This window comes from Streptosporangium sp. H13245, from assembly GCF_055690525.1.
Window position 1 is genome coordinate 55,605 of sequence record NZ_JBSZKT010000008.1, and the last position, 16,306, is coordinate 71,910.

Annotated in this window: 15 protein-coding genes; 9 read left to right on the forward strand and 6 right to left on the reverse strand. The window is 72.2% G+C overall.

Annotated features, from left to right (window positions below; all coding sequences use genetic code 11):
- Positions 1-18: 18 nt before the first annotated feature.
- Together ACW9TB_RS15915 and ACW9TB_RS15920 are read right to left on the reverse strand one after the other, a co-directional pair.
- The gene (locus ACW9TB_RS15915) at positions 19-1,134 is read right to left on the reverse strand and encodes a serine/threonine-protein kinase (RefSeq protein WP_472748796.1); all 1,116 of its coding nucleotides are present in this window, start codon (positions 1,132-1,134) and stop codon (positions 19-21) included.
- Positions 1,135-1,272: 138 nt separating this feature from the next.
- On the reverse strand, positions 1,273-1,881 hold the full coding sequence (locus ACW9TB_RS15920) for a superoxide dismutase (RefSeq protein WP_472748797.1): 609 nt from the start codon (positions 1,879-1,881) through the stop codon (positions 1,273-1,275).
- A gap of 245 nt (positions 1,882-2,126) precedes the next feature.
- On the opposite strand from ACW9TB_RS15920, the gene ACW9TB_RS15925 reads away from it, so the two are divergent.
- The gene (locus ACW9TB_RS15925) at positions 2,127-2,519 is read left to right on the forward strand and encodes a GNAT family N-acetyltransferase (RefSeq protein ID WP_472748966.1); all 393 of its coding nucleotides are present in this window, start codon (positions 2,127-2,129) and stop codon (positions 2,517-2,519) included.
- A gap of 31 nt (positions 2,520-2,550) precedes the next feature.
- Here the strand turns inward: ACW9TB_RS15925 and ACW9TB_RS15930 are convergent, their stop codons facing one another.
- Positions 2,551-4,203 (reverse strand): fumarate hydratase, encoded by a 1,653-nt coding sequence (locus ACW9TB_RS15930; protein ID WP_472748798.1) that lies wholly within the window; start codon positions 4,201-4,203, stop codon positions 2,551-2,553.
- A 216-nt stretch (positions 4,204-4,419) separates the two neighbouring features.
- Between ACW9TB_RS15930 and ACW9TB_RS15935 the strand changes: the two genes are divergently transcribed.
- A complete protein-coding gene (locus tag ACW9TB_RS15935) occupies positions 4,420-4,788 on the forward strand; it encodes a hypothetical protein (RefSeq protein ID WP_472748799.1) in 369 nt (122 codons plus the stop codon).
- Here ACW9TB_RS15935 and ACW9TB_RS15940 read toward each other — a convergent pair.
- Positions 4,694-5,644, reverse strand: coding sequence for a DMT family transporter (locus tag ACW9TB_RS15940; protein WP_472748800.1), 951 nt, complete (start codon positions 5,642-5,644; stop codon positions 4,694-4,696). The two genes, ACW9TB_RS15935 and ACW9TB_RS15940, sit on opposite strands and share 95 nt — an antisense overlap.
- Before the next feature lie 67 nt (positions 5,645-5,711).
- On the opposite strand from ACW9TB_RS15940, the gene ACW9TB_RS15945 reads away from it, so the two are divergent.
- From ACW9TB_RS15945 to iolD, 7 genes are all read left to right on the forward strand, one after another.
- Complete coding sequence (locus ACW9TB_RS15945; RefSeq protein ID WP_472748801.1) at positions 5,712-7,244, forward strand: aminotransferase-like domain-containing protein; 1,533 nt, start codon at positions 5,712-5,714, stop codon at positions 7,242-7,244.
- A 155-nt stretch (positions 7,245-7,399) separates the two neighbouring features.
- Positions 7,400-8,377 carry a Gfo/Idh/MocA family protein gene (locus ACW9TB_RS15950; protein WP_472748802.1) on the forward strand — a complete coding sequence of 326 codons (978 nt, stop codon included), beginning with the start codon at positions 7,400-7,402 and terminating at the stop codon, positions 8,375-8,377.
- Positions 8,378-8,582: 205 nt separating this feature from the next.
- The gene (locus tag ACW9TB_RS15955; protein ID WP_472748803.1) at positions 8,583-9,725 is read left to right on the forward strand and encodes a TIM barrel protein; all 1,143 of its coding nucleotides are present in this window, start codon (positions 8,583-8,585) and stop codon (positions 9,723-9,725) included.
- Positions 9,722-10,687, forward strand: coding sequence for a 5-dehydro-2-deoxygluconokinase (gene iolC, locus ACW9TB_RS15960; RefSeq protein WP_472748804.1), 966 nt, complete (start codon positions 9,722-9,724; stop codon positions 10,685-10,687). The genes ACW9TB_RS15955 and iolC overlap by 4 nt, the downstream gene beginning before the upstream one ends.
- Positions 10,684-11,565: a class I fructose-bisphosphate aldolase gene (locus ACW9TB_RS15965; protein ID WP_472748805.1), complete on the forward strand. Its 882-nt coding sequence runs from the start codon at positions 10,684-10,686 to the stop codon at positions 11,563-11,565. The genes iolC and ACW9TB_RS15965 overlap by 4 nt, the downstream gene beginning before the upstream one ends.
- 157 nt (positions 11,566-11,722) lie before the next feature.
- A complete protein-coding gene (gene iolB / locus ACW9TB_RS15970) occupies positions 11,723-12,541 on the forward strand; it encodes a 5-deoxy-glucuronate isomerase (protein ID WP_472748806.1) in 819 nt (272 codons plus the stop codon).
- Positions 12,542-12,550: 9 nt separating this feature from the next.
- The gene (gene iolD, locus ACW9TB_RS15975) at positions 12,551-14,392 is read left to right on the forward strand and encodes a 3D-(3,5/4)-trihydroxycyclohexane-1,2-dione acylhydrolase (decyclizing) (RefSeq protein WP_472748807.1); all 1,842 of its coding nucleotides are present in this window, start codon (positions 12,551-12,553) and stop codon (positions 14,390-14,392) included.
- A gap of 77 nt (positions 14,393-14,469) precedes the next feature.
- Here the strand turns inward: iolD and ACW9TB_RS15980 are convergent, their stop codons facing one another.
- Both ACW9TB_RS15980 and ACW9TB_RS15985 read right to left on the reverse strand, forming a co-directional pair.
- Positions 14,470-15,636, reverse strand: a complete 1,167-nt coding sequence (locus tag ACW9TB_RS15980) for an MFS transporter (protein WP_472748808.1) — start codon at positions 15,634-15,636, stop codon at positions 14,470-14,472.
- Positions 15,637-15,869: 233 nt separating this feature from the next.
- Positions 15,870-16,289 carry a hypothetical protein gene (locus tag ACW9TB_RS15985; RefSeq protein ID WP_472748809.1) on the reverse strand — a complete coding sequence of 140 codons (420 nt, stop codon included), beginning with the start codon at positions 16,287-16,289 and terminating at the stop codon, positions 15,870-15,872.
- Positions 16,290-16,306: the final 17 nt, after the last annotated feature.

The window sequence follows — 16,306 nt, forward strand, 5'->3', positions numbered from 1 at the left end:
TCCACCTTGAGAAGCGCTTTACCCGCGCTTACGGAGTTCCCTCGGCCAGAGAAGACGCGGGAGGACCAACCTTATGAAGGGTGTCATAAAACGGACAATTGGGCGATAGGTTGGCGAAATGTCCGCAGGTTTCCGGTGAACGCCCTCGCCGGGACGCCGGTGCGCCCGAAGCTGGGGCGTCGGCCCCGACGCGGGCCCCGACGGCGGCGGGGGTGTCCCCGGAGACGAGGGCCGCGGTGCCGGTGGCGGCGCCGAGCCGACCCGGTGCATCCCCCGGTGCTGGGAACGGCGTCCGAACGGCGGAGCCGACGCCCCGTCGGACCCGCCCGCGGACGGCCTGCCGCCGGGACGCGCGGGGGGCCTGGAGAAGGACTCCTCGACCATCCCGCCGGCCGCCACCCGGGCGAGCATCATCGAGGCCCGTCCCGCGTCGAGCCGGGAGTTCGGGTCGATCGTGAGCAGGCCGCGCAGCACCGGGGTCAGCGGTCCCGCCCGCTCCATGGGGATCGGCTCGCCGCTGGTCAGCGCGGCGAGCGCCGCCGCCGCCGTACGGCGCCCGTGCAGGCCCCGGCCCTCGACGGCGGTGTAGAGGGTCGCGCCGAGCGACCACAGGTCGCCGGACGGGCTGGCCTTGGCCCCCAGCACGCGCTCTGGGGCGATGTACCCGGCGGAACCCAGCACGATGCCCGCCTGGGTGATCGACACGTCGCCTTCGAGCGCGGCCAGGCCGAAGTCGGTGAGCACGGCCCGGTCGTCGGTCACCAGGACGTTGCTCGGCTTCACGTCGCGGTGCAGGATCCCCTTGGCGTGCACGGCGCGCAGCGCCCCCAGGACCTGGCGGCCGATCTCCGCCACCTGACGCGGCGGCAGCGGGCCGTGGTCCTGGAGGAGCTGCTCCAGCGATCTGGCGCGGAGCAGCTCCATCACGATCCAGGGGCGCTCGTCCTCGGTGACGACGTCGAAGACGGTGATGACGGAGGGGTGGGCGACCATCGCGGTCGCGCGCCCCTCGCGCTCGGTCCTGGCGCACAGCTCGGCGCGGAGCTCCTCGTCGAGGACCAGGGGGAGGCGGACCTCCTTGACGGCCACCTCGCGGTTGAGCAACTCGTCGTGTGCCCGCCAGACAGTGCCCATGCCACCGCGCCCAACCGGTTCTGACAGCCGGTAGCGCGCTGCGAGAAGGTATCCGGGCGGCGCACGCATGTGGTGCAGCTTACCGATTTGCGTAATGCGACCAGTAGAGACCGGGCCGAATCTTCTTGCCAACTTGGGTCAGATTTTCGCGCTTGTAACTGTTGAGAAACGATGCGTGACATCTGCCCAGTTGACCAAGGTCCACAGCTTCTCTACATAGTCGGGGCGGACATTGCGGTACTGGAGGTAATAGGCGTGTTCCCAGGCGTCGAACACCAGCAGCGGGGTGGAGCTCATCCCGACGTTGCCGTGGTGGTCGTAGACCTGCTCGACGACCAGGCGGCGGCCCAGCGGCTCCCAGGCCAGGATGCCCCAGCCGGAGCCCTGCACCCCGGCGGTGGCGGCGGTGAGCTGCCTCTGGAGCGCCTCGAAGGAGCCGAAGTGCTCGTCGATGGCCGAGGCCAGCTCGCCGTCGGGGCGGTCGCCGCCGTCCGGGGAGAGGTTCTCCCAGAAGATCGAGTGCAGCACGTGCCCGGACAGGTTGAAGGCGAAGGTCTTCTCCAGCCCGACGAGCCCGCCGAACTCGTTCTTGTCGCGCGCCTCGGCCAGCCGCTCCAGGGTGTCGTTGGCGCCCTTGACGTAGGCGGCGTGGTGCTTGGAGTGGTGCAGTTCCAGGATCTCTCCGGTGATCGCGGGCTCCAGGGCCGCATAGTCGTAGGGCATGTCGGGAAGGGTGTACTCACCCATGCGGGCTACCTCCTCGTTGATCACCTTTTCCCTGGACACTATTGCAAGCTGTTCGCGTTTACATCAGTCTTGCGACCTAGGTCTCCATCTATTGCGAAGGAGTTGCAGTTGCAGCATGATGGCGAGTGTCAGTTTGGTCCAGGAGGTCTCGTGCCACCGGTCCTCGACGACGCGGAGCCTGATGTCGCGGTGTTGAGGACCGGCGGCACGAGACCCCCGACCGGATCGAGGTCTTCGCCGGACGCCTGCCGTCACAGACGGGCAAACCGGGATTCCGCTGCGTGACCGCCCGCGTCGACGGCGAGCCCGCCGGGTTCGCCTACGGCTTCGAGGCCCCCGGCCCCTGGCCCTCCGACCGCCTCTACCGCCCCATCGCGGACGCCCTCGACGGCGACGCGTCGGTGCCGAGGGCCCGCTTCGAGGTCCACGAGCTCGCGGTCGACCCGCGCTTCACCGGCCGGGGGCTCGGCGCCTCCCTGCTCCGCCGCGTCACCGCGGACGCGGGCCCCTCCTGGCTCGTCACCTCCCCCGAGGCCACCGCCGCCGTACGCCTCTACGAACGGCTCGGCTGGTCCCGGCTCCGCGAGTCTTTCCACACCTTCCGCGTCTACCTCTCGCCCGCGCCCTCCGGAGCCTGAGACCTCTTCCCGGCCGTACGGTCCCAGGCGGTCAGCGGCGGCCGATGGTCAGGACGGGGCCGGTGGTGTCGGTGAAGAAGTCCTCGCCCTTGTCGTCCACGACGATGAAGGCGGGGAAGTCCTCGACCTCGATCTTCCAGACGGCCTCCATGCCCAGCTCGGGGTATTCGAGGACCTCCACCTTCCTGATGCAGTCCTGGGCGAGGCGGGCGGCGGGGCCGCCGATGGAGCCGAGGTAGAAGCCGCCGTGGGCCTTGCACGCGTCGGTGACCTGCTTGGAGCGGTTGCCCTTGGCGAGCATGACCTTGGAGCCTCCGGCCGCCTGGAAGCGTTCGACGTAGGAGTCCATCCGCCCGGCGGTGGTGGGGCCGAAGGAGCCGGAGGCGTAGCCCTCGGGGGTCTTGGCGGGCCCGGCGTAGTAGACCGCGTGGTTCTTGAGGTACTCCGGCATCTCGCCGCCCGCGTCCAGCAGCTCGCCGATCTTGGCGTGGGCGATGTCGCGGGCGACCACGAGCGGCCCGGTCAGCGACAGGCGAGTCTTGACCGGGTATCTGGTCAGCTCGGCGAGGATCTCCGGCATCGGGCGGTTGAGGTCGATCTTGACGACGTCGTCGGAGAGGTGGTCGTCCGTGGTCTCCGGCAGGAACCTCGCCGGGTCGGTCTCCAGCCGCTCCAGGAAGACGCCCTCGGGGGTGATCTTCGCCAGGGCCTGGCGGTCGGCGCTGCAGGAGACCGCGATGGCGACGGGGCAGGAGGCGCCGTGGCGGGGGAGGCGGATGACGCGGACGTCGTGGCAGAAGTACTTGCCGCCGAACTGCGCGCCGATGCCGAGCTTCTGGGTGAGCTCGAAGACCTTGGCCTCCAGCTCGGTGTCGCGGAAGCCGTGGCCGGAGGGGGAGCCCTCGGTGGGGATGGAGTCCAGGTAGCGGGCGCTGGCGTACTTGGCGGTCTTCAGGGCGAACTCGGCGGACGTGCCGCCGACGACGACCGCGAGGTGGTACGGCGGGCAGGCGGCGGTTCCGAGTGAGCGGATCTTCTCCTCCAGGAACTGGAGCATCCGCTTCTCGTTGAGCACCGCCTTCGTCTCCTGGTACAGGAACGACTTGTTGGCGCTGCCGCCGCCCTTGGCCATGAACAGCAGCTTGTACTCGTCGGGGTGGCCGCCCGGGTCCTCGGCGTACAGCTCGATCTGCGCGGGGAGGTTGGAGCCGGTGTTCTTCTCCTCCCACATGGTGATGGGGGCCATCTGGGAGTAGCGCAGGTTCAGCCGGGTGTAGGCGTCGTAGACGCCACGGGAGATGTGCTCGGCGTCGGCGCCGTCGGTGAGCACGTGGCGCCCGCGCTTGCCCATCACGATCGCGGTGCCGGTGTCCTGGCACATCGGGAGCACGCCGCCCGCCGAGATCGACGCGTTCTTCAGCAGGTCGAGGGCGACGAAGCGGTCGTTCCCGCTCGACTCGGGGTCCTCGATGATCTTGCGGAGCTGGGCGAGGTGGGACGACCGCAGGTAGTGGGAGATGTCGTGGATCGCGTTCTCGGTGAGAAGCCGCAGCGCCTCGGGCTCGACCTCCAGGAACCGGCGTCCCGCGGCCTCGACGACCCGTACCCCCTCGGCGGTGATCAGGCGGTACTCCGTCTCGTCCGGGCCCATGGGAAGCAGGTCGGTGTAGTCGAACTCGGGCATCGTCGTCGATCCTCCGTGCGGGCGCTGTTTTCCCTAGAGGGTACGGCCTCGATCCCCGGGGTTGGGCCGCACGCGGGCAGGCGGGCATATGAGATGAAAGCCACATATTTGGGGCAAGTATTGATGGCTTATGCGTCTTTTGTACTCATCTGTCCGAAGACACAGGGGAAGCTGGAAGGAGCCGGGCCGAGCGTTCGGCGGAGGCTGGGAGAGAGCATGAACATCGGAAGCACCGTCATGGCCGGGGACATCGTCCTGCTGGCGATCGTGGCACTCTTCGTGGTGGCCGGTCTCGTCGCGTCGCTGATAGCCATCACGCTCACGAGCATCAAGGAAGCCGGAGGCCGCACTCCGGAGTGGCCGGTGAGCTGGCCGGAACCCCCGCTGACCCTCTCCCGGCAGCGGCTCGACGTCGCCTCCGGGCGGGCGAGCCTGCCCTCGCAGCGGGTCACTTTGCCCCTGCGGCGGGCCGGTGAGCCCGCACGGCAGGTCAGCCTGCCCCAGCGGGTCGAGATCCCCCGGCAGCGGACCGCCCCGCCCGAACCGGCCGACGTACCCTCGCAGCGGGTGAGCCCGCGGAGCTGAGGCCGACGACGATGCCGGTGACCACGAGCGCGGCGCCGAGCAGGTCGGGCCCCGTGGGCGCGCCCACGCCGAGGATCGCGCCGGTGGCGATGGCGCCGACCGGGATCAATCCGGCGAACAGCCCCGCGGTTCCCGGGCCGAGCCGGGGCAGGGCGTCGTACCAGAGGAAGAACGCCACGGTCGTCACGACCAGCGACTGGTAGCCCAGGCCCGCGAGCTCGGGGAGCGTCGGCGCGCGGACCATCGCGGTGCCGTCCGCGAGCAGCCCGGCCACCACCAGCATCGGCACGGCCAGCGTCACCGAGTACGCCGAGACGCGCACCGCGCCCAGCTTCGGCAGCAGCGGGATGGCCAGCATGGAGAAGCAGACCTCGCAGCCCAGCGCGCCCAGCGACCAGAGCAGCCCGGCCGGGTCGCCGCTGCCCAGCCCGGTGGCCACCGTCGCCCCGGCCGCGACCATCGCCGCCGCCCAGAGAAGCCGGGGCGAGGGGCGCCCGCCGAGCAGGGCCAGTGCCAGCGGCGAGGTCCCGAGGACGGTCCCGACCAGCGCCGGGCCGCCGTGCCGGGTGGCCTCGATCACGCACACGTTGAAGAGCACCAGCCCCGTCAGGGACAGCGTCGCCAGCAGGGCCGTCTCGCGGAGGGTGAGCCGGACGAACCGCAGCCCCGCGAGCCGGGCGACGGCGAGCAGGATCACGGCCGCCAGCAGGTAGCGCAGGGCCTGGCCGCCGTGGACCGGGTAGTTCCCGATCACCCCGGAGACCCCCGCCAGGGTGCCCACCAGGAACATCGCGGTCGCGGCCTCGGCCAGGCCGCGCGAGTCCGGCCGGGGGGTGGTGCTGACATCCACGTTCATGTGCGGAATGCTAGGAAGCCAATGGCACCCCTGTCGGGTCCAATGTGGCAGCGGAACAGAGGACCAATTGGCCGATCTGCATCTCGTCGTCGACCGGGCGGCGGGCGGCGTCGCCGCCCAGATCGCCCGCGAACTCCGCGAGGCGGTACGGCGCGGGCGCCTGGCGGCCGGGGTCAGGCTGCCCGCCAGCCGCGAGCTGGCCAGGGATCTCGGGCTCTCCCGCGGGGTGGTGGTCGAGGCGTACGAGCAGCTCGTCGCCGAGGGCTTCCTGATCTCCCGGATCGGGGCGGGAACCATCGTGGCCCCGGCGGCGAGCCGCCCCTCGGTTCTCCCCGCCGGTCCCTCACCGGCGCCGGAGGACCCGCCCGTGGCGCGTGCCGCAGATGTTGCACCTGCCGCAGGCGTTGCGCGTGCCGCAGGCGTTGTACGTGCCGTGGAGGGGGATCGCGAGCCGTACCACGGGCGCCGTTCCACCGCGCCCGACCTGGGGGCGTTCCCCAGGGAGCGGTGGCTGGCCTCGATGCGCAGGACGCTCGCCACGCTGCCCGCCGAGGCCCTCGACTACGGCGACCCCGGCGGCGTCCCGGCGCTGCGCGAGGAGCTGGCCGCCTACCTCAGGAGGGTGAGGGCCGCCGACGTGGAACCGGACAACCTGGTGATCGTGGGCGGGGTGGCCCAGGGGGTCAGCCTCACGATCCAGGCGCTCGCGGGGAGGCTTCCCCGGGCCCGGTCGCCCCACGACCTCGGCTGGTTCGTCCGGCGGGCCGCGCACCCCGCGCCGCCCCCCGGCCGGATCCTGCTCGCGATCGAGGACCCGGCGGGCGGGCGCCAGCTCCCGCTGCTGCACGCCGCGGGCGCCGACGTGGTCGCCGTCCCCGTGGACGGCGAGGGCGTCGACGTCGGGGCCCTGGCCGCGACCGGGGCGCGCGCGGTGCTGCTCACCCCCGCGCACCAGTACCCGACGGGGGTCGTGCTGTCGCCCCGCCGCCGCGCCGAGCTGATCGAGTGGGCCGCCGCGACCGGCGCGGCGATCCTGGAGGACGACTACGACGCGGAGTTCCGCTTCGACCGCGACCCGGTGGGCTGCCTTCAGGGGCTCGCCGCCGACCGGGTGATCCTGATCGGGAGCGTCAGCAAGTCCCTCGCCCCCGGGCTCCGCCTGGGCTGGGTGGCCGCCCCGCCCGAGATCGCCCAATCGCTGCGGCTGGCCCGAGGGGAGCTGGACCTGGGGTCGCCCGTCCTGGAGCAGTACGTACTGGCCGACTTCGTCACGACCGGCGGCTACGACCGGCACCTGAGAAGGATGCGCCGGGAGTACCGCGCCCGCCGCGACGCCTTCGCGCTCGCCCTCGGCGAGCACCTCCCCGAGATCACCGTGCGGGGCGTCTCCGCCGGGCTCCACCTGCTCGCCGAGCTGCCGTACGACTGGGACGAGGCGGCGGTCGCGGAGACGGCCCTGGACCTCGGGCTGGCGGTCGAGCCGGTGGGCCCGATGCGGCACGCCCCGGGCCCGCCCGCGCTGGTGATGGGCTTCGCCCGGCTGCCCGCCCGCCACGCCGACGCGACGATCCGCGCCCTCGCGGACGCCCTGCGCCGCTGACCCGTCCCACGGGCACGTCTCCCACCTGCGGATACGTCCTCCGTGAAACGTCCCGTACGGTATGACGAATCGTCTATATGTCCTGACAAATTCTTGACGGCCTCTGACTCGTCGCCTAGAACTGGAGATCGGCCGCTTTCTTCTCCGGAGGCACGATGCGTGTTGGGCTACTGGGACTCGGCAGGATCGGGGCGTTCCACGCCGCGACCCTGGCGGCGCATCCCGGGGTCGACGAGCTGGTGGTGAGCGACGCGGACGGCGGGCGGGCGGCGGAGGTGGCCGCCAGGCTGGGAGCCCGGGTGGGAGACGCGTTCGACGGCGACGCGGTGGTGGTCGCCACCCCCACGGCGACCCACGCCGAGCTGCTGATGCGCGCCTGCGCCAAGGGGGTGCCGGTGTTCTGCGAGAAACCGGTGGCGCCCGGCGTACGAGACACCCTGCGCGTGCTCGACGCGGTCAGGCGGAGCGGCACGGTCGTGCACATCGGCTTCCAGCGGCGCTTCGACGCCGGTTACGCCGCCGCGAGGAAGGCGCTGGCCGTCGGCGAGCTGGGCACGCTGCACCGGGTGCACATGCTCACCGCCGACCCCCGGCCACCCGACCCCGGATACATCCCGACATCGGGTGGTATTTACCGTGACTGCCACATCCACGACTTCGACATCCTGCGCTGGGTCACCGGCAGGGAGGCCGACACCGTCTACGCGACCGGTTCCAACCGGGGCGAGGCGTTCTTCGCCGAGGCGGGGGACGTCGACACCAGCGCCGCGCTGCTCACCATGGACGACGGCACGCTCGTCACCCTGCAGGGTTCGCGGTACAACGGCGCCGGATACGACGTGCGGATGGAGCTGGCGGGCACCCTGGGGACCCGCGCGGTCGGCCTCGACCCGCGCGTGCCGCTGACCAGCACCGAGGGCCTGCAACCGCCGGGCGAGCCCTGGCCCGACTTCGCGGCCAGGTTCGAGCCCGCCTACGTCGCCGAGCTCGGTGCCTTCCTGGGCGCGGCCCGGGGAGAGACGGAGAGTCCCTGCACCGTCGAGGACGCCCTCGCGGCGCTCTACCTCGCCGAGGCCGCGGAGCTCTCCCGGCGCGAGGGGCGTCCGGTACGCGTCACGGAGGTGGTCGTGTGAACGGAGGTGATCGTGTGAGAGGGGGCGACCCCGCACGCGAGGCCGGATCCGCCACTGGAGGCGCCACCGGAGGCGCTTCGGTGAGCGGTGAGGGTGCCCTGGTGAGCGGTGGAGGTGTTTCGGTGGGTGGTGGAGGTGCTCTGGTGAGCGGTGAAGGTGCTCCGGTGAGCAGGGGAGGCGCTTTGGTGAGCGGTGGAGGTGCTTTGTGAGGACGGCCGGAGCGCCCATTTCCTGGGGGGTCTGCGAGGTTCCCGGCTGGGGGCGGCAGCTGGATCGTTCCCGGGTGCTCGCCGAGATGAGAGAGCTGGGCCTGACGGCCACCGAGCTCGGCCCCGCCGGGTTCCTGCCGCCCTCTCCGGCGCGCTGCCGCTCCCTTCTCGCGGAGTACGGGCTGCGGGCGGTGGGCGGGTTCGTCCCCGTCGTCCTGCACGAGGCCGAGCACGACCCGCTCCCGATCGTCCGGGCCGCGATGCGCGCCTTCATGGACGGCGAGGTGGACGTGGTCGTGCTGGCCGCCTCCACCGGCGGTGAGAGCTACGACGCCAGGCCGGAGCTGGACGCCACCGCCTGGAAGACCCTCATGGGCAACCTGCGCCGGATCCTCAGGAACGCCAAGGAGTTCGGCAGGACCGTCACCCTGCACCCGCACATCGGGACCGTGGTGGAGAACCGCGAGGAGGTCCAGCGGGTGCTCGACGGCAGCCCGGTGTCGCTGTGCCTCGACACCGGCCACCTGCTCGCGGGCGGCACCGACCCGGCCGAGCTGGTCTCCCGCGCCGCGGGGCGGATCGCGCACGTCCACCTCAAGGACGTGGACGCCGCCATGGCCGGGCGGGTGCGGGCGGGCGAGCTGACCTACGGCCGGGCCGTGAAGGACGGCCTCTACCGCCCGCTGGGCCGGGGTGACGTGGACCTCCCCGCCATCGTCGGCGGCCTGACCTCGGCCGGATACGACGGCTGGTACGTCCTGGAGCAGGACGTCGTGCTGGGCCCCACCGACGGCGCGCCCGGGGAGTTCGGGGGGCCCGGGGACTCCGGGGATCCCAAGGAGAACGTCCGCGAGAGCCTGGCGTACCTGAGGAGGCTCACCGGAGACGAGACCGGACCGGGCGAACCGGCCGAAAACGGAGAGCCAGCCGGGAGCGGCGGAGTGGCCGAAAACGGAGGGCCAGCCGAAAGCGGATGGCCAGCCGGGGGCGGCGAGCATGCCGGGAGGGGCGAGCCGACCGGGAGCGGCGGAGTGGCCGAAAACGGAGGACCAGCCGAAAACGGAGGACCAGCCGGGGGCGGCGAGCGCGGGGGCGGCGGGGCGCCTCCCGGTGGGCCGCCCGGCGAGGGACGCGCATGATCGAGGTCCTGACCATGGGCCGGGCCGGGGTCGACATCTACCCGCTGCAGGTGGGGGTGTCGCTGCGCGAGGTCGAGACCTTCGGCAAGTATCTGGGCGGCAGTCCCACCAACGTGGCCGTGGCCGCCGCCCGGCTGGGCCACTCCAGCGCGGTGATCACCAGGACCGGGGACGACCCGTTCGGGCTCTTCGTGCACGACGCGCTGCGTGGGTACGGGGTCGACGACCGCTTCGTCACCCCGGTCGCGCACCTGCCCACCCCGGTGACGTTCTGCGAGATCCGGCCGCCCGACGACTTCCCCCTCTACTTCTACCGTTTCCCCAAGGCCCCGGATCTGGAGATCCTCCCCGAGGAGCTGGACCTGGAGGCCGTCGCGGGAGCCCGGCTGTTCTGGGCGACCGTCACCGGGCTGTCCCAGGAGCCCTCCAGGAGCGCGCATCTCGCGGCCTGGCGGGCCAGGGGGCGCGTGCCGCACACCGTGCTGGACCTCGACTACCGCCCGATGTTCTGGTCCGGCGCCGAGGAGGCCCGCGAGCGGGTGCGCGAGGCCCTGCGCCACGTCACGGTGGCGGTCGGGAACCTGGACGAGGTCGAGGTGGCGACCGGCACCCGCGAGCCGTACGCGGCGGCGGTGGCGCTGCTGGAGGCGGGGGTCGAGCTCGCGATCGTGAAGCGGGGCCCGGAAGGGGTGCTCGGCATGACCGCGGCCGAGACGGTGGAGGTGCCGCCGGTGCCGGTGGAGGTGGTCAACGGCCTCGGCGCGGGAGACGCCTTCGGCGGTGCCCTCTGCCACGGTCTCCTCGAACATCGGCCGCTTGAGGAGATGTTGCGGTTCGCCAACGCGGCCGGGGCCATCGTCGCCGGACGGCTGGCCTGTGCCCCGGCCATGCCCCGGCTCGACGAGGTGATGGACGTGCTCGGCGCGGGCGAGAACGGCCGGACAGGGGTGGGAGGCACATGAACGAGCGAGAGCACCGGATGCTCCTCGACACGCGGGCACGGTTTCCCGGCCGGATCGCGGAGGCGGCGGCGACGCGGAGGCGTGGGATCCCGCTGGAGGAGCGCGACCGGCTCCTGATCATCGCCGCCGACCACACGGCCAGGGGCGTCGTCGGCGTCGGAAGCCGCCCCGGAGCCATGGAGAGCCGCGTCGAGCTGCTGGAACGCCTGTGTGTGGCGCTGGCCAGACCCGGCGTGGACGGGCTGCTCGGCACCCCCGACATCGTGGAGGACCTCCTGCTGCTCGGCGCGCTGGAGGACAAGATCGTGGTCGGGTCGATGAACCGGGGCGGCCTGCACGGGTCGGCCTTCGAGTTCGACGACCGCTTCACCGCCTACGACACCTCCTCGATCGTCCGGGCGGGTCTGGACGGCGGCAAGATGCTCTGCCGGATCGGCATGGACGACCCCACCACCGCCCTCACCCTGGAATCGTGTGGCCGGGCCGTCACCGAGCTGGCCTCGCACGGCCTGGTCGCGATGGTCGAGCCGTTCTGGTCCCGGCGGGCGGGCGGCGCGATCACCCACGACCTGTCACCCGAGGGGGTCATCCGGTCCATGCACGTCGCCCAGGCACTCGGCGCCACCTCCGCGCGCACCTGGCTGAAGATCCCGGTCGTGGACGGCATGGAACGGGTGATGCGGGCCACCACCCTGCCGACGCTGCTCCTGGGGGGCGACCCCGGCGGCGCGCCGGAGCTCACCTACGCGGCCTGGCGCGAGGCCCTGCGGCTTCCCGGCGTACGGGGCCTGGTGGTGGGCCGCGCGCTGCTGTACCCCTCCGACGACGACGTGGCCGCGGCCGTCGACACCGCCGCGGCGATGCTGGAGGCGGCATGAACGCGAGACTCCGCCGGGACGGCGACGGCGAGCACGCGAGACTCCGCTGGGGAAGCCGGGGAAGCCGGGGAAGCGCGAGAAGGAGACTCCGCCGGGACGGCGACGGGGTGGACGTGAACGGGAGACCGGGCCGGGACGGCGCCGGGAAGGAGTGGCCATGACCTTCGTTCCCGCGGGAAGCACCGCGCGGGCGCCGTGGACCCTGTCGATCACCCCGGAGGCGGCCGGGTGGACGTACGCGGGGCTCCGTGTGCTCTGCCTGTCCGGTGAGAGCGTGGAGTTCGAGACCGGCGACGAGGAGATGCTGCTCCTGCCGCTGTCGGGCGCGTGCGTGGTCGAGTGCGACGGGGTGCGGCTCACGCTGAACGGCAGGACCTCGGTCTTCCACGCGGTCACCGACTTCGCGTACCTGCCCGTCGGCACGACCGCGCGGATCACCGGCGAGGGCCGCTTCGCCCTGCCCGCAGCCCGCGCGACCAGGCGTTTTCCCGTACGGTACGGTCCCGCGCACGCGGTCCCCGTCGAGGTGCGCGGGACGGGACCGGCCAGCCGCCAGGTCAACAACTTCTGCGCCCCCGACGCCTTCGACTGCGACAAGCTCGTCGCGGTGGAGGTGCTGACCCCCGGTGGCAACTGGTCGTCGTACCCGCCGCACAAGCACGACACTGCCTCCGAGCACGAGGCCGTGCTGGAGGAGATCTACTACTTCGAGGGCGGCCCCGGCTACCAGCGGGTGTACGGGACCCACGAGGTGCTGGCCGAGGTGTCGGGCGGTGACGTGGTGCTCGTCCCCAGCGGCTACCACGGCCCGTCGATGGCCGCCCCCGGCTACGACCTCTACTACCTGAACGTGCTGGCCGGGCCCGCGCCCGAACGGTCGATGGCCTTCTGCGACGACCCCCGGCACGCCTGGATCCGCGCCTCGTGGGCGGAGCGGCCGATCGACCCGAGACTCCCGATGACGAAGGCCCTGTGAGGGGTTGCGATGAGACTCACCGTGGCACAGGCGCTCCTGCGGTTCCTCGCGAACCAGTGGTCGGAGCGCGACGGCGTCGAACACCGGCTGGTGGCCGGATGCCTGGGCATCTTCGGCCACGGCAACGTCGCAGGGATCGGGCAGGCCCTCGCCGAGCGGGGCGCGGGAACCGGCGGCGACCTCCCGTACTACCTGGCGCGCAACGAGCAGGCCATGGTGCACACCGCCGTCGGCTACGCGCGGGCCCGCGACCGGCTGTCCACCTTCGCCTGCACCAGCTCGATCGGTCCCGGCGCCACCAACATGGTCACCGGCGCGGCGCTGGCCACGATCAACCGGATCCCGGTGCTGCTGCTGCCCGGCGACGTCTTCGCCACCCGCGCCGCCGACCCGGTCCTGCAGCAGTTGGAGGACCCCCGTTTCCCCGACGTGACCGTCAACGACGCGCTGCGTCCCGTCTCCCGGTTCTTCGACAGGATCAACCGGCCCGAGCAGCTTCTCGCGGCCCTTCCGGCCGCGATGCGGGTGCTCGCCGACCCGGCCGAGACGGGCGCGGTCACCCTGGCGCTGCCGCAGGACGTGCAGGCGGAGGCGTACGACTGGCCCGAGGAGCTGTTCGCCCGCAGGGTGTGGCACGTGGCGCGTCCCGTCCCCGAACCCGCCGCGCTGGCGCGGGCGGCGGAGCTGGTCAGGCGGTCGCGGCGGCCGTTGATCGTGGCGGGTGGCGGGGTGGTCTACAGCGGGGCGTGGGAGACGCTGGCCGTGTTCGCCGCTGACCACGGCGTCCCGGTGGGGGAGACCCAGGCGGGCAAGGGGGTGCTGCCGTACGACCACCCCTGCGCGGTCGGCGCGGTCGGGCACACGGGCACCGGCGCCGCCAACGACCTGGCCCGCGACGCCGACCTGGTCATCGGGGTCGGCACCCGCTACACCGACTTCACCACGGCCTCCCGCACCCTGTTCGGCGAGGCCGCGTTCCTCAACGTCAACGTCGCGGCCTTCGACGCCGCAAAGCACTCCGGCGAGATGCTCGTCGCCGACGCCCGCGAGGCGCTGCGCGCCCTGGACCTGGAAGGGTGGAGCGCCGACCCCGGCTGGACCGCGAGGGCGACGCGCCTGACCCACGAGTGGCAGGAGCGGGTCTCCCTCCTGACGGCCGGGGACGCGCTGACCCAGCCGGTGGTGCTCGGCATGGTCAACGAGGTGGCCCGGCCCTCGGACGTGGTGGTCAACGCGGCCGGGTCGATGCCCGGCGACCTGCACAAACTGTGGCGCGCGACCGACCCGAAGTCCTACCACGTCGAGTACGGCTACTCCTGCATGGGCTACGAGATCGCCGGAGGGCTCGGGGTGAAGCTGGCCGCGCCGGAACGCGAGGTGTTCGTGCTGGTCGGTGACGGGTCGTACCTGATGATGGCCCAGGAGATCGCCACCGCCGTGCAGGAGGGCGTCAAGCTCGTCGTGGTGCTGGTCGACAACCGGGGCTTCGCCTCCATCGGCGGCCTGTCGGAGTCGGTCGGGGCGGGACGCCTGGGGACCGCCTACCGGATGCGCGGGGCCGGGGGCGCGCTGGACGGGGCCTTCCTCCCTGTGGACCTCGCCGCCAACGCGGCCAGCCTGGGCGCCGACGTGATCCGCGCCGACGGCCCCGAGTCCCTGCGGGTGGCGCTCACCAAGGCGAGGGAGGCCGTCGGCACCACCGTCGTGTACGTCGAGACGGTGCCGGGCCCGGGTCCCGACACCACGGCCTGGTGGGACGTCCCGGTGGCGGAGGTGTCGGGGCTGCCGGAGGTGCGACGGGCCCGCGCGGCCTACGAGCAGGCCAAGCGGGACCAGCGTCCCTACCTGTGAGCCTGTGAGCCTGTGAGTCTGTGAGGCCCTTCGCGGTCGTGGGTGCTCCTCGCGGTGCGGCCGTGCTTCTCGCGTGGCTACGGTCGTGTGGCGGGTTCCGGGTCCGGCTGGAAGCCCCTGGCGAGGAACACGATCAGGGCCACCAGGACGGCGGCGGGCACGAACGCCACCCGGACGCCCACCGTGTCGTTGAGCGTCCCGACCACGGCGGCGCCGACGAGGAAGCCGACGTAGTTGAACATGTTGACCCGCGCGATCGCGGTCTCCGCCCCGGCACCCAGACGGCCCGCGGCCGAGAACGACTGCGGGGCGATGACGGACAGGCCGACGCCGATCAGGCCGAACGACACGACGGCCACCGCGACACCGGGCGCGACGACGACCCCCAGCGTGCCCACGGCCGCGACCACCGCGCCCACCCGGACCACCGGCGCCGGTCCGTACCTGCGTACGGCGAGGTCGCCGGGGACCCGCGCCAGGAGCATGGTCGCCTGGTAGACGAGGTAGGCGAACGGCACCAGCCAGCCACTCGCCGCCAGTGCCTTCTCCATATAGACCGTGCCGTAGTTGGAGACCGCCGCGTCGCCGACGTACAGGAACGCCATCGCCAGGCAGAGCGGGATGATCGGCCGCCACGGCAGCCGGGCCGCCACGCGGGCGGCCCGCTCGCCGGACCTCTCCTCGTCCCGCTCGTAGAGGCGGGGGAGCATGGTCACCGAGATCGCCGCGCCGATCAGCACCGGGACGGAGAAGGACCAGGCCGGGTCCACGCCGAGCGCGCTGAAGGCGGAGTTGAACCCGGCGCCCAGCATCGAGCCGACGCTCCACACGGCGTGGAAGCCGGTCAGCACGCTCATGCCGTACCGGCGCTCGACCGCGACCGCCTGCATGTTCATCGTCGCGTCCACCGCGCCGAGGAACAGGCCGAACACGGCGCTGAGCGCGTACAGCCCGGTGAGCTGCCCGTTCCAGCCCGACAGGACCACGGCGGTGCAGACGCCGACCTGGGAGATCCGCAGGACCGGGGCGCTGCCGTACCGGCTCGCCAGGAGACCCGCGACCGCGCTGCCGACCCCGGCGATCACCGGTACGAGCAGCAGGACCACGGTGAGGTCGCCGTCGCTGAGCCCGAACTTGTGCTGGAGGTCGATCACATGGGTGAGCAGGGTGGCGAAGCAGAGACCCTGGACGAAGAACGCCGCCCAGGTCGCCACGCGCGCCTGCCTGTCACGTGGGGTCGGCATGACGACCTCCGGGGGAACATGAGTGGGATTCAAGTTCCCGTCAGGCTAGGGGCGCCGACCTCGACGGTCAATGGCCCGGTGACGTGCCGAAGTTTTCCGGGGCTGGCGGGAAACGACGGCTTCGCTCCGCGCATAGGGAGGATGTCCGTCCCGGCGGTGGCGGGATTCGGCACCGTCCGGCCGGTGTCCCGTATCCGCTGTCGGGGACATCCGGGAACGGTCTCCACGAGGTGTCACTTGCCGCCGGTGTCGTTCGGCTCTCCCCACACCGGGCGGCTCGTGTCGGGGGCGGGAAGGGCGGAGAGGATCGCGGTGACGTTGTCCCACTCGGCGTTCTTGACCGTGTGGTTCATCAGGCGGACAAGCGCGGGGATGTCCTCGTGGGCCTTCAGCAGCACCTCCGTGCCCTTGATGGCCTGGCTGGAGACGGACTCGTACCCCGTGCCGCCGCCCTGGCCCTTGAAGAACGCCGTCCCCTCCTTGCCGCCGCCCCAGAAGTTTCCGATGCCGTTCAGCTCCGTGGCCGCCTGGCCGACGGCTTTGGCGAGCTCGGTCCTCTCGACGTCGAAGGCGTCCGCGGCGGACCGGAGAAGTTCCGGGGAGATCTCCATGGGCGGGCGGGAAGCGCCGGAAGGCGGGTCGGGTACGGACATCTGGCATCACTTCCTAC